This window comes from Pigmentiphaga humi (assembly GCF_900606115.1).
In the GTDB taxonomy this organism is placed as follows: domain Bacteria; phylum Pseudomonadota; class Gammaproteobacteria; order Burkholderiales; family Burkholderiaceae_B; genus Pigmentiphaga; species Pigmentiphaga humi.
In genome coordinates, this window is sequence record NZ_UWPJ01000014.1 from 35,899 (window position 1) to 48,639 (window position 12,741).

The following is a 12,741-nucleotide window of genomic DNA, read 5'->3' on the forward strand; positions in this document are numbered from 1 at the left end:
CGCCGCGGGGTGGCGGCGCCCCCGGCCGCCGGGGCGCTTGCTCATTTCCTTACTGCCACGGGCGGACCCGGCTCCGGCCCGCCGCTAGAACAAAAACGGCACATATCCCACGCGGCGGCTTCGGCTACGCTGCCCCGCCCGCGGGCGTCAGATCGACCAGCACCGTGTCTTCCTCGATGCGAACGGGATAGACCCGGATGGGGATGCTGACCGGCCCCGACACCGGGCGGCCGGTCGGTATGTGGAACACGCCTTCGTGCAAGGGGCACTCCACGCAATCGCCGCTGACGAAACCTTCCGCCAGATGCGCCTTCGCGTGCGTGCAGAGATCGTGCGTGGCGTAGATGCGGCCCTCGAGCTTGTACAGCGCGAGGGGCTCGCCTTCGACACAGACCGAGATCGCATCGCCTTCGGGCACGTCGTCCACTTTTGCTGCCTGACACCAAACCATGTACCGCTACTCCGTTGCCGGCTGCGCCGGCTCCACGCCCTGGGCGCCCGCGCCCAGCAGGGCGCACAGGGGCTCGACGCTGTCGGCGCCGTGCAGCGCCCGGACCGCCTGCAGGATCTCCCGCGTGCGCGCCGCGCCCATGACGGGCTCGACGTTGACCCGCAGCTTCTCCTCGAAATCGCCGTCGCTGAATGGCTTGAGGATGTGTCCCGGCGGCGGGCCTGCCTCGCCGACGACCACCTCGCCGTCGTCCAGCGTCACCTCCACCCGGGCCAGAAAACCCGCGGCCGAGCCGCCGCTCAGGTCCGCCGACGGCTCGACCACCAGCTTGTCGTTGAGCACCGTGCGTACGTCCGGATGCGTGACGCGCGCCTGGGCGAACGTGCCAGTGTCGACCCGGCCGTCCAGCAGCGCCATCGCGACGATGCAGGGCAGCGAGTGGTCGGCGGTCTCGCGCGATACCGGATGCCAGGGGTCGGCGCGCTGACTGACCAGGTGGTCGTACACACCCTCGTCGGCCAGCACCCGGACGCTCGCGATGCGGGCCGGATCGGGAATCCGGCTGCGCGCCTGCAGCGCCGCCTGGATCGCGCTCTGGCCACGCGACCCCACCGGCCACAGCTTGTAGGTCACCCGCTTGACGGCCTCCAGCGGCCGGGCCGGGTCCAGGCGGCCCAGCAGCGCGGCATGATCGGCCTCGGACAGTTCCAGCTGCGCCAACAGCCCGTACCGGCCCTCGAACGGCCGCACCGCGCCTTCCGCGCCCGCCTCCGCCAGCAGACATGCGTACACCGACTGCCGGATCGCATCGCTGCCGTTGAAACGCTTCCACATGGTCAGGTCGCCGCGCCGATTCAGGTCGTTGGACTCGACCTCCAGGCTGGCCAGGTGCGGGATCACGGTGATCGCCAGCGCCTCGGCCGCCTGCGTCTCGGACAGGTCCAGCAGGCGCGCGGCCGCACAGGTGCAGGCGATGGCCACGATGTTGGGATAATCCAGCCCGCCGTTGCGCAGGCGCAAGTGGTCGAACAGCGCCACCGCGACCTCGTAGCCCAGCGCGATCGCTCCCATCAGCGCGGGGCCGTCCGCGCCGCGCCACTGCGCCAGCGCCACCAGGCCGGGAACCATGTCGCTGGGATGGCCACCCGACTTGCCGATGTACAAGTCGTTGTAGTCGTAGGCCCGCAGCGGCACGCCGTTGACCAGCGCGGCGGCCTCGGCCGTCACGCGCTCGCCGGTTCCCCACAGGGTGGCGCCCTGCGCCACGGCGGCATGGCGCGCATAGCGGCGCGCCGCCACCGCGGCCGGATGCGTCAGCGCGCCCAGCGCCACCGCCAGCGTGTCCAGCAGCGCCGCCTCGACGGCACGCTCCACCGAAGCGTCGCACGCCAGGCTGGCGTTCCGGGAGAACGCGGCCAGGGCCTGCAACAGACGGTCAGGGGTCGTATTCAATGCTTCTCTCCAAGAATCCGGGTCTGAGCCCGGGGGTCAGGTATAGCCCTGGGCTTGCGCGGGGCTGCCCGCATCGCCGAGCGCCGCGCGTATTTCCTGGCGCGCGCCCGCCTGCAGCAGCGCCGAATCCTTGATCACCGTGATCAGGCCGAAACCGCGTTCGGCATAGGCGCGGCCCGACTTGCCGGAGGCGCACTGGATCCCGGCAACGATGCCGTGGCGGCGGCAGGCCTGATAGATCTGCTCGACGGCGGCCACGTGCTCGGCCTCGGTCTTGTCCAGGTCGGGCGGCAGGCCCAGGCCCAGGGCCAGGTCGGCCGGTCCGATATAGATGCCGTCCAGGCCGGGGGTGGAAGCGATCTGGTCGATGTTCTGCAGCGCCTCGCGCGTCTCCACCATGACGAAACAGAGCACGTTGTTGCCCAGCGCCTGGGTGTCGCGCGTGGCGCTGACCAGCGCGGCGCGGACCGGGCCGTACGAGCGCACGCCCGCCGGCGGGTAGCGGCAGGCCTGCACCGCCGCAGCGGCCTGCTCGCGGGTATTGACCATGGGTACGATCACGCCCTGGGCGCCCGCATCGAGCGCCTTGCCTATCATCCAGCCCTCATTGGCGGGCACGCGCGTGAACGGCGCCACGCCCCGCCCTTCGGCGGCGCGGTACATGTCCAGCGTCTGCGCATAATCGATCAGGCCATGCTGCTGATCGACGCAGATGTAGCCGACGCCGGTATGGGCCATCAGCTCCACGGAAAACGGCGTGGGCAGCACCGCCCAGCCGCCGAACACCGGTTTTCCCTCCCGCCAAGCGGCACGCAGCGCCTGTGCTGTACCCATTTCCTTTCCCCTGTTGCGAAGCGAATGCTTGCACCATACGCCCAAGATCAAAAAAAGAATACATTTTTTTGACATAAATCAATGAAACACAGGGTTTTCATGGGTAAAACCCGTTATGTGTATGCACTTAAACGATGCAGGGAATGAAAAAATGAATACATTTTTGACCTCAAGCAGATGTGATACTGTCTGAAGCCAATCAGCGGCGCTCCCTATCCGGGATGCGCGATCCGAACTTCACAGGATGGCCCAGTGACCCACGATTCGACCTGCGGCGAAGCGGCGCTGCCCCAGGGCGACCCGGGCAGCGCCCTGCCCGGGAACGTCCCGCCTCTCGACAGTCCGCGCGCTTCGCGCGGCGATCTGCACGACGTCTACGAACGGTTGCGCCATGACATCCTGGACGGCAGCATCGCCGCCGGGTCCATGCTGAACCAGGTGCACATCGCCCGGAGCCTGAACGTCAGCCGCACCCCGGTGCGGGAAGCGCTGCGCATGCTGCAGGCAGAAGGATTGGTCGAGGTCAATTTCCAGCACCGCATCCGGGTGGTTCCGATCACGCCCGAGGAAATCGATTCCGTCTATGCGATGTGGCTGCTGATGGCCTGCCTCGGCATCTCGCTGACGGTTCCGCGCATGACCACGGAAGATGCGGCGCGCCTACGCGCGGCACTGGACGCGATGAACGGCAGCCGGGCCGGCGACTGGGCGCAGCGGCACATCGATTTCCACAAAATGATGATCATGCACGCGGGCGACCACATCGTCACCGCGTACGAGAATTGCCGCACCAACTCCGAACGCGCGCGCAAGTCGTTCATGGGGCAGCAGCAGCCCTACTCGTGGCTCGCCTCGGAAGAGGAACACAATGCGCTGGTCGAGGCCTATGAAGCGCGCGACCTGGACACGGCGATCCAGATCATGAGCAGGCAGTTGTCCCGCATCGCGCTGACCGTGATGGGCAACATCGATCCCACCTACGAACCCGTGGCGATCCGGCAGGCCATGAAGCTGGTGGCGCGGTCCGCCGGCACGGCGTCCGGCCGCTGACCCGCCGCGACGGCGGGCAGCGTCAGCCGCGCTTGCTTTCGAGCAGCTCCCAGCGTTCGAGCCTGGCCATCAGCTCGTCTTCGATCGCGGCAAGGCGCTGCTGGATGGCGGCGGCCCCGGCCGGATCTTCGCGATAGATCAGGCCGTCGGCCAACTTGCCGGTCAGCGCCTGCTGCTCGGCCTCCAACGCGGCGATGGCATCGGGCAGGCCGTCCAGTTCCTTGGCTTCCCATGAACTGAGGCGGGACCGCGCGGGCTTGGGCAGCGCCGCGGATTCGGCGCGCGCGGCCTCCCGAGCCGGCTTGGCGGGAGCGGCCGGCCTGGGGGCGGGCTTGGCCGCCTCGGCCGCGCGCGCGCTTTGCGCCGCCCAGTCGTCATAGCCGCCCACGTAGTCGCGCCAGCGCGCCTCGCCTTCGTAGGCGATGGTCTGGGTCACCACGTTATCCAGGAAGGTGCGGTCGTGGCTGACCAGGAACACCGTGCCCGAATAATCCTGCAGCAGCTCTTCCAGCAGCTCCAGCGTCTCGATGTCCAGATCGTTGGTGGGTTCGTCCAGCACCAGCACGTTGGCGGGGCGCGCGAACAGCCGCGCCAGCAGCAGGCGCGCGCGCTCGCCCCCGGACAGGCTCTTGACCGGCGAGCGGGCGCGCTCGGGCGGAAACAGGAAATCGCCGAGATAGCTCATCACGTGCTTGCGCTGGCCGTTGATCTCGATCCACTCGCTGCCCGGGCTGATGACGTCGGCCAGCGCCATGTCTTCGTCGAGCTGGCTGCGCATCTGGTCGAAATAGGCGACGGCCAGGTTGGTGCCCTGGCGCACCGTGCCCGCGTCGGGCGGCAGTTCGCCCAGGATCAGCTTGAGCAGCGTGGTCTTGCCCGCGCCGTTGGGGCCGATCAGGCCGATGCGGTCGCCGCGCATCACCGTGGTGGAGAAATCGCGGATCACGGTCCTGTCGCCGAAGGACTTGGACACGCCGGTCAGTTCCGCCACCAGCTTGCCCGAACGCTGTCCTTCGGCCACGTCGATGCTGACCTTGCCCATGCGCTCGCGCCGCTCGGCGCGCTGCACGCGCAACTGCTCCAGGCGCTTGACCCGGCCGACGCTGCGCGTACGGCGCGCCTCCACGCCCTTGCGTATCCAGACTTCCTCCTGGGCGAGGAGTTTGTCGAAGCGGGCCTGCTCCAGCCGCTCGGCCTCCAGCATCTCGGCCTTGCGCGTCTGGTAGGCCGAGAACGAGCCCGGGAAGCTGGCCAGCGCGCCGCGGTCGAGTTCGACGATGCGCGTCGCCACCGCATCGAGGAAACGGCGATCGTGGGTGATGAACACGACGCTGCCGGAGAAAGCCTTGAGCAATTCCTCCAGCCAGGCGATGGCCTGGAAGTCCAGGTGGTTGGTGGGCTCGTCCAGCAACAGCAGGTCCGGATCGCCCAGCAGCGCGCGCGCCAGCGCCACGCGCTTGCGCGTGCCGCCCGACAATCCGGACACCGGCGCATCGGCGGGCAGGTCCAGCCGCGCGAGCGTGGCCTCGACGCGCGCCTGCACGGTCCAGCCGTCGTGCGCCTCCAGGTCGCCCTGCAAGGCCTGCAGCCGGACCAGCAGCGCATCGTGCCGCTCGCCGGCCTGGGTCTCAGCCAGTTCATGCGTGAGCCGCTGGTAGGCCCGCAACAGGTCGCGCCCCTGCGCCAGCCCCTCGCTCACCGCATCGAACACCGTGCCCGACTCGTCGAACGCCGGCTCTTGCTCCACCGTGGCGACCTTGAGCCCTTCCTGGCGCGAGACCAGGCCGTCGTCCGGCACCGAGCGTCCGTCCAGGATCTTGAGCAGGGACGACTTGCCGGTGCCGTTGCGGCCGATCAGGCCGACCCGCTCGCCGGGCTCGACCGCAAAGCCTGCCCGGTGCAGAAGGGGGACGTGGCCGTAGGCCAGTTCGATGTCGGTCAGTGCGATGAGGGCCATGGAGAGCAAACGAAAAGCGCCCCCTGCTTGCGCGAGGGCGCTTTGGTGAAGAAAAGAACCGCGAGGCGGGTTAGACCGAGAACGACGAACCGCAGCCGCAGGTGGACGTGGCGTTCGGGTTCTTGATCACGAACTGCGCGCCTTCCAGGCCTTCTTTGTAGTCGATCTCGGCGCCGAGAAGATACTGGTAGCTCATCGCGTCGATCAGCAGCTGGACACCGTCCTTGTCCAGCGTGGTGTCGTCTTCGTTGACGTCTTCATCGAAGGTGAAGCCGTACTGGAAGCCGGAACAGCCGCCGCCCTGCACGAAGACGCGCAGCTTGAGCGCCGGATTGCCTTCTTCCGCAATCAGATCCTTGACCTTGGCCGCGGCCGAGTCGGTGAAGACCAGCGGGGCGGGAGGGGCTTCGAGATTGGCTTGTTCGACTGCTGCGTTCATGACTGCTCCTAGCGTGCGCGCCGGCCGGAATACCCCACCCACGCGCTGTATATCGTTGATCAACTGTACATTCAACTGCTATTGGCGCCCGATTTCAACCCTGGGGGCGCCAGGGGATCTGGTCAGCTACCGGGCCGCTCCCAGGGCAAAAGCGCTTTGCTGCTATTAGATGCGGGCGGCGGCCCGGGGTTCAAGCCGGCACGTTGATCGTGCTCTGCGACCGGACCGTTCCGCCCTCGAGCACCCGCACCGTCACGCTGCGCACCACAAAACCGTCCGGAACCTCGAGCATGCCCTCGGCCCGCTGATACTGGCGGAAACGCAGCGCCAGCGCATCCGCCGCGCTTCTGGGCGCCGCGGCGACTTCGCCGTCGACCGCCGGCGGCGGCGCTGGCACCGACGCCGGACGCAGATCCACCGTGGCCGTGGCGCCCGCCTGCGTACCCGACGCGGAAAACTGCAGGCGTCCGCTGAATTCGCCCGAAGGCCGCCCGCCCCGCATCAGCAGCACCCGGTAGCGCAACTGCGCCCCCTGGCGATCGAACTCGGCCGTACGGATATTGACCTGCGCCTGCCTAGGATCCATGGGAATGAGCTGGTCGAAAAAAGCCAGGTCATTGCGCATGTCGCCCATTTCCTTCTGCGCCGCGCGCAGGTCGGCCGCGAGCTGGTCCTTGGCCGCCCGCTCGATCGCCAGGCGGCTCTCGGACGCGGCCAGGCTGCCTTGCAGGCGTTCGCTGTCTGCGATCAGGCGCTGGTTCTCGGCGCGCAACTGCGCCAGCTCCGACGCCGATATCTGCGGCGCCATGCCGGTAAAGCGCAGCGCGGATTCGTACAGCGCGGTGCCCAGCGCCGCCCCCAGGGCGAGCAGCACCAGCAAGACCGCCACGCGCCACGGCGACGATGCCTTCGCGGGCAGGTCCGCCATGCCGGCCCGCGCGCCCGCCCCGCGCTTGAGCCTGCGCGGCACCAGGGCGGGGAACAGCGGCCTGCGCCGAGTCATCAGGGCAGCACCGCCACCTGCGCCAGCCCGGCGTCTTCAGGCAGGCCGAACATCAGGTTCATGTTCTGCACCGCCTGGCCGGACGCGCCTTTGACCAGATTGTCCTGCACCACCAGCACGACCAGCTGGTCGCCGTTGCCGGGGCGATGCACGGCAATGCGGATCATGTTGGACGCACGCACCGAACGCGTCTCGGGCGTGCTGCCCGCCGGCATCACGTCCACGAACGGCTCGTCGGCGTAGCGCTCTTCGAACAGCTTCTGGAAATCGACCCCCCGCGCCTTCGGATCGATGCGCGCATAGAGAGTCGAATGCATGCCGCGGATCATGGGCGTCAGGTGCGGCACGAAGGTCAGCCCCACGGGGCCGCCATGCAGCGCCTGCAGGTGCTCGACGATCTCGGGATGATGCCGGTGTCCCGACACGCCGTAGGCCTTGAAATTGTCGCTGGCCTCGGAGAACAGGATGTGGATCTCGGCCTTGCGGCCGGCGCCGGTCACGCCGGACTTGCAGTCGGCGATCAGGGTCGAAGCATCCACCAGCGGCTGCCCGGCGCGGCCCTCGAGCAGCGGTGCCAGCCCCAGCAGCACCGTGGTCGGGTAGCAGCCGGGGTTGCCGATCACGCGCGCGCCGCGGATCTTCTCGCGATTGACCTCGACCAGGCCGTAGACCGATTCGCCCAGCACGTCGGGGCAGGCGTGCGGCATTTTGTACCACTGTTCGAACGCTGCCGTGTCGCGCAGCCGGAAATCGGCGGCCAGGTCGATGATCTTGACGCCTGCAGCCAGTAGTTCGCGGGCCTGCGCCATCGCCACGCCGTGCGGGGTGGCGAAGAACACCACGTCGCACTGGTCCAGGCGCGCCTTGTCCGGCGAGGAAAACGCCAGGTCGACCTTGCCGCGCAGGTTGGAGTACATGTCGGCGACGGGCATGCCGTCTTCCTTGCGCGACGTGATCGCCGTCAGTACCACGTTAGGGTGCTGCGACAGCAGGCGCAGCAGTTCGACGCCGGTATATCCGGTGCCGCCGACGATGCCTACCTTGATCTTGTCGGAACCTGCTTCAGTGTTCTTCATGAAAAACCCTCCGGCGCGCCGCCCCTGGAGCCCGGGGCGTCGGGGTCAATGATAGTGGGACGCCGACCGTCCCGATTCCTTGCCGAGCATACCCCACTGTCGTGACGACAGCTTGCTGCCCAACGGTAAAAAGCTCAGCGCAGGCGCCGAACCGATCCAGGGCACCGCGGATCTGGCTTTGCCAGTCCGCCAGTGCCGCCCCCTTGAGGGGGCGCGCGGAGCGCGTAGGGGGTGGACTTCCCTTTCGGCCCGACGGCAAAAAGAAAAAGGCCGCGTGAGCGGCCTTTTTCGTTGCCGTCCAGCCGGCCGAAGCCGGCATGGAACAGCGGGATCGAAGCCGATCAGCGCTTGCTGAACTGCTTGCGGCGTCGCGCCTTGTGCAGACCGACCTTCTTGCGTTCGACTTCACGGGCGTCGCGCGTGACGAAGCCGGCTTGCGACAGCGCGGGCTTGAGCGTGGCGTCGTAGTCGATCAGGGCACGGGTGATGCCGTGGCGCACCGCGCCAGCCTGGCCGTTCGAACCGCCGCCTTGGACGTTGATGTGGAAATCGAACGATTCCAGATGGCCGGTCAGTGCCAGCGGTTGACGGACGATCATGCGGCCCGTTTCGCGGGCGAAGTACTCGTCGACGGGCTTGCCGTTGACGGTGATCTTGCCCGAACCCTTCTTCAGGAAAACACGCGCCACCGAGGTCTTGCGGCGGCCGGTTCCGTAATTCCAGTTACCGATCATGCGCGGCTCCTCAGATTTCCAGCAGCTTGGGCTGCTGCGCGGTGTGCGGATGCTCGGATCCCGCGTACACCTTCAGCTTCTTGATCATGGCGTAGCCCAGCGGACCCTTGGGCAGCATGCCCTTGACGGCCTTCTGGATCGCACGACCCGGGAAGCGCTGCTGCATCTTCAGGAACGTGGTTTCGGTAATACCGCCGGGATAGCCCGAGTGGCGGTAGTAGCGCTTGTCCTGCGCCTTGTTGCCGGTAACGACGATGTCGGCCGCGTTGATGATGACGATGTAGTCGCCGGTGTCAACGTGAGGCGTGAACTCGGGCTTGTGCTTGCCGCGCAGACGACGTGCGACTTCGCTGGCCACACGACCGAGGACCTTGCCCTTGGCGTCAATCACGTACCAGTCACGCGTCACTTCTTGCGGCTTCGCAACGAAGGTTTTCATGATGGATCTCTAAACAGAGCGCCGCCGGAATGCTTCCATGCCAGGCACGGAAAACCGCAGCGGCGCTTGGGTTATGCCCGAAAGCCCCCTGTGGACTTTCGCGGCGTGCTACCCGCTCCACCTAGGCATTGTCAGTTGCAAGTGTGGCAAGGGTAGCCAAACATAATAGCCCGACGAAAGCCATCACGTCAAACCCTATTGCAGCAGGCTTCGTCCGCCCCCGGCATGGCGCGAAGCGCAACTGTAACGACATCCCATGTCCGCGCCGCCTTTGCCCGCAAATGCCGGGGATACCCTACATGCTTTGATAAACATCCACACCTTAAGAAAAGCCCCTGCCCTGGCGAGGCGGCGGAAACTGGACGTTCTAGGCTAACTGGAGATCCGTCCATGAAAACCATGCAAACGCTGTTGATCGCCGGGACACTCTCGGCAGCCCTGGCCGCTTGCGCCGGCCCGGAACGCGAGGCACCCGCAGAAATGACCGTTTCGCCGCAATCGGTCACCTCCGACCAATTGCAGCGCTTCACCAACGCCGCGCGAAAGGTCACGGCAATTTCCCAGGAGTATGCGCCGCGCACGCAAGGCATGCGGTCCGACCAGGCCACACTGCTCGAGCAGGAAGCCAACGGACGCAAGGCGCACGCCGTATGGAGCGAAGGGCTGACCGTGCCCGAATTCAACGCCATCAACACCGCCGTCCAGCAGGACCCGGCGCTGATGAGACGCTACGGCGAATTGACATGGGGCGGATCGGCGGCTCCCAGCGGCGGCGCCGGCTACCCGCCTCCGCCTCCTCCGGGCGGCTCGATGGGGGGACCGGGCTACTCGCCCCCGCCCGCAGGCGGCCCGGGCGGCATGGGACAACCCGGAACCATGGGCGGTCCAGGCATGAGACCGCGCTAAGCGCACCGACTCGGTCTGAATCGGGGGCACTGCGGATCCGGCTTGGGCGGTCCGTCAGTGCCGGTCTCCTGCGCATACCGGCCAATCCGCCGCACCGCCCTTGACATACCGCCCGGCAGGCATGCCCCGCCAGGTAAATGCAGGAGCATAGAAAATGAGCACTTCCCTCCGGCCACGGCGCTCCGTGGTCGCCAATGCCCTCTACGGCGTTCTGAATCCGATCCCGTTCGGCTTTTTCGTCGGCGCGCTGATTTTCGACGTCGTCTATGCCAACACGGCCGTCATGCTCTGGATGAAGGGCGCCGCCTGGCTGATCGCGCTCGGTCTCGTGTTCGCCATCATTCCCCGCATCGTCAACCTCGTCCAGGTCTGGATCACCTCGAGGCGCGCGGCGCTGCCGGGCGAACGGCGGGACTTCTGGATCAATCTGGTCGCCATCGTAGTGGCGATTTTCAATGCGTTCGTGCATAGCCGAGACGCATATTCGGTGGTGCCGGCGGGCGTCTGGCTGTCGGCCATTACCGTCGCGTTGCTTGCAATCGCGCAAGTATTGGCGGCGGTCGACAATACCCGGTTGATCTGGAGGGTCGAGCCATGAACCAGCGTCGCAAGCTGACCTTTCTTGCCCTGTGCCTGAGCGCCGCCCTGAGTGCTTGCAGCGACGGAGCCAAGTACGATCCGCCGCAGCAGTCCGGCGCACAGCCGCCGTTACCCGAACAGAAGCATTTCCTGCTGCCGCCCATGCAGGTGCCCGAAGGAGTGGGCTGGAAGGACGGCCAGACGCCCAAGGTGGCGGAGGGCATGAAGATCGAGAAGATCGCCGGCGACCTGCAGCATCCGCGCCAATTGCTCACGCTTCCCAACGGCGATGTGCTCGTGGTGGAGGCCAACGGTCCGGGACAGGAGCCGACGACGACGCCCAAGCAGTTGATCGCCGGCATGGTCAAGGGGCAGTCGGGCAAAGGAGGCAAGGGTGGAAACCGCATTACGCTGCTGCGCAAGACCAGCGGCGGCGAATGGGAAAAACACGTATTCCTGGAGAACCTGCACTCGCCGTTCGGCGTGCAGCTGATCGGCGATACGCTGTATGTGGCCAATACGGGCGCCATCGTCAAATATCCGTATACGGCCGGCGCGACGCGGATCACGGCGCCGGGCGTGGAACTGGCCGACCTGCCCGACACCATCAACCACCACTGGACCAAGGCGCTGCTGGCCAGTGCGGACGGCAGCAAGCTCTATGTGGGCGTGGGATCCAACAGCAACATCGGCGAGAACGGGCTCGACGTCGAATACCGCCGGGCGACTGTGCTGGAAGTGGACGTAGCGACCGGCGCCAGCCGCGTCTACGCCGCCGGCATCCGCAATCCGACCGGGCTGCACTGGGAACCGGCCAGCGGCAAGCTATGGGCCATCGCCAACGAACGGGACGAAATCGGCGCGGACCTCGTGCCCGACTACCTGACGTCGGTGCAGGACGGCGGCTTCTACGGCTGGCCCTATAGCTACTACGGCAGGCACCTCGACACGCGCGTGAAAGAGCAGCGTCCGGATCTCGTCGACAAGGCCATCGTGCCGGACTATGCCATCGGCTCGCACGTGGCGCCGCTGGGCCTCTGGTTCTCGCAGGACAATGCCCTGCCCGCGAAATACCACGGCGGCGCGTTCATTTCCGAGCATGGCAGCTGGGATCGATCGCCGTTGAGCGGCTACGAAGTGGTTTTCGTCGCTTTCAAAGACGGCAAGCCTGTCGGGCAGCCCGAGTCCGTGGTCACCGGCTTTTACTCTGACGACCACAAGCAGCTTTACGGGGCGCCGGTCGGCCTGACTCAGGACAACAGCGGCGCGCTGCTGGTGGCGGACGACGTCGGCAACGCGGTGTGGAGGGTGACTGCGGCGAACTGAGTCTCGATCTGAATCGTCGCCCCACCAATGGGCCGAAATGCCCGTCCCTGCGCAACCGTGAACCGACCCCGGGCACAGCGGATCCGGCTCTGCCGGTCCGCCAGTGCCGCCCCCTCGAGGGGGCGCGCGAAGCGCGTAGGGGTGGGCTTCCCTTCATAAAAAAAACCCGAAGCCGCGAGGCTTCGGGTTAATCCACCAAAGGAGGAGGTGGAGGAGACACCGGTAGATGGGCTTTGCGGGGCTATCCGACGATGCCGAGGGGCCCGAGGCCGTGTCGACATACAAAGCGTCATCCGTTGACTGAATTATAGAGGCACACATGGTGCATTGCAAGAGTTCTTTTGCAGAAAATCCACCATACGAAGTATCATTTCAAGATATAAAATTCTATACAAAACAAATACTTATATCTTTATCAGCACAGCTTTTCCGGAAAATTCATCCGAAATAGCTGGAAACAAAAAGCTTTCATGGCCGAGCACACTGGCGACCTCG

At 66.4% G+C, this 12,741-nt stretch carries 13 protein-coding genes; 4 read left to right on the forward strand and 9 right to left on the reverse strand.

Annotated features, from left to right (window positions below; all coding sequences use genetic code 11):
• Positions 1-124: 124 nt before the first annotated feature.
• The 3 genes from PIGHUM_RS07515 to PIGHUM_RS07525 are packed head-to-tail and all read right to left on the reverse strand — an operon-like array spanning position 125 to position 2,737.
• Positions 125-451, reverse strand: coding sequence for a non-heme iron oxygenase ferredoxin subunit (locus PIGHUM_RS07515; protein WP_124078802.1), 327 nt, complete (start codon positions 449-451; stop codon positions 125-127).
• A gap of 6 nt (positions 452-457) precedes the next feature.
• Positions 458-1,903: an MmgE/PrpD family protein gene (locus tag PIGHUM_RS07520; RefSeq protein WP_124078804.1), complete on the reverse strand. Its 1,446-nt coding sequence runs from the start codon at positions 1,901-1,903 to the stop codon at positions 458-460.
• 36 nt (positions 1,904-1,939) lie between these two features.
• Positions 1,940-2,737 carry an HpcH/HpaI aldolase family protein gene (locus tag PIGHUM_RS07525; RefSeq protein ID WP_124078806.1) on the reverse strand — a complete coding sequence of 266 codons (798 nt, stop codon included), beginning with the start codon at positions 2,735-2,737 and terminating at the stop codon, positions 1,940-1,942.
• Between the two features lie 252 nt (positions 2,738-2,989).
• Here PIGHUM_RS07525 and PIGHUM_RS07530 point away from each other — a divergent pair, with 252 nt between their 5' ends.
• Entirely contained in the window at positions 2,990-3,787 is a 798-nt protein-coding gene (locus PIGHUM_RS07530) for a GntR family transcriptional regulator (RefSeq protein WP_124078808.1), read from the forward strand.
• 22 nt (positions 3,788-3,809) lie between these two features.
• On the opposite strand, the gene PIGHUM_RS07535 is transcribed toward PIGHUM_RS07530, so the two are convergent.
• The 6 genes from PIGHUM_RS07535 to rplM form a co-directional block, all read right to left on the reverse strand.
• Positions 3,810-5,744, reverse strand: coding sequence for an ATP-binding cassette domain-containing protein (locus PIGHUM_RS07535; RefSeq protein WP_124078810.1), 1,935 nt, complete (start codon positions 5,742-5,744; stop codon positions 3,810-3,812).
• Between the two features lie 70 nt (positions 5,745-5,814).
• Positions 5,815-6,183, reverse strand: coding sequence for an iron-sulfur cluster insertion protein ErpA (gene erpA / locus PIGHUM_RS07540; RefSeq protein WP_124078811.1), 369 nt, complete (start codon positions 6,181-6,183; stop codon positions 5,815-5,817).
• Between the two features lie 190 nt (positions 6,184-6,373).
• Positions 6,374-7,186 carry a DUF6776 family protein gene (locus tag PIGHUM_RS07545; RefSeq protein WP_124078812.1) on the reverse strand — a complete coding sequence of 271 codons (813 nt, stop codon included), beginning with the start codon at positions 7,184-7,186 and terminating at the stop codon, positions 6,374-6,376.
• Entirely contained in the window at positions 7,186-8,262 is a 1,077-nt protein-coding gene (gene argC, locus PIGHUM_RS07550; RefSeq protein ID WP_124078814.1) for an N-acetyl-gamma-glutamyl-phosphate reductase, read from the reverse strand. The genes PIGHUM_RS07545 and argC overlap by 1 nt, the downstream gene beginning before the upstream one ends.
• Before the next feature lie 341 nt (positions 8,263-8,603).
• A complete protein-coding gene (rpsI, locus tag PIGHUM_RS07555) occupies positions 8,604-8,996 on the reverse strand; it encodes a 30S ribosomal protein S9 (protein WP_124078816.1) in 393 nt (130 codons plus the stop codon).
• 10 nt (positions 8,997-9,006) lie between these two features.
• The gene (gene rplM, locus PIGHUM_RS07560) at positions 9,007-9,435 is read right to left on the reverse strand and encodes a 50S ribosomal protein L13 (RefSeq protein ID WP_087781726.1); all 429 of its coding nucleotides are present in this window, start codon (positions 9,433-9,435) and stop codon (positions 9,007-9,009) included.
• A 390-nt stretch (positions 9,436-9,825) separates the two neighbouring features.
• Here rplM and PIGHUM_RS07565 point away from each other — a divergent pair, with 390 nt between their 5' ends.
• The 3 genes from PIGHUM_RS07565 to PIGHUM_RS07575 all read left to right on the forward strand — a co-directional run bounded on the left by PIGHUM_RS07565 (position 9,826) and on the right by PIGHUM_RS07575 (position 12,246).
• Positions 9,826-10,341: a DUF4168 domain-containing protein gene (locus tag PIGHUM_RS07565; RefSeq protein WP_160142197.1), complete on the forward strand. Its 516-nt coding sequence runs from the start codon at positions 9,826-9,828 to the stop codon at positions 10,339-10,341.
• Between the two features lie 154 nt (positions 10,342-10,495).
• On the forward strand, positions 10,496-10,939 hold the full coding sequence (locus PIGHUM_RS07570; protein WP_124078820.1) for a DUF2231 domain-containing protein: 444 nt from the start codon (positions 10,496-10,498) through the stop codon (positions 10,937-10,939).
• A complete protein-coding gene (locus PIGHUM_RS07575; RefSeq protein WP_124078822.1) occupies positions 10,936-12,246 on the forward strand; it encodes a PQQ-dependent sugar dehydrogenase in 1,311 nt (436 codons plus the stop codon). Before PIGHUM_RS07570 ends, PIGHUM_RS07575 begins: the two co-directional genes overlap by 4 nt.
• Positions 12,247-12,741: the final 495 nt, after the last annotated feature.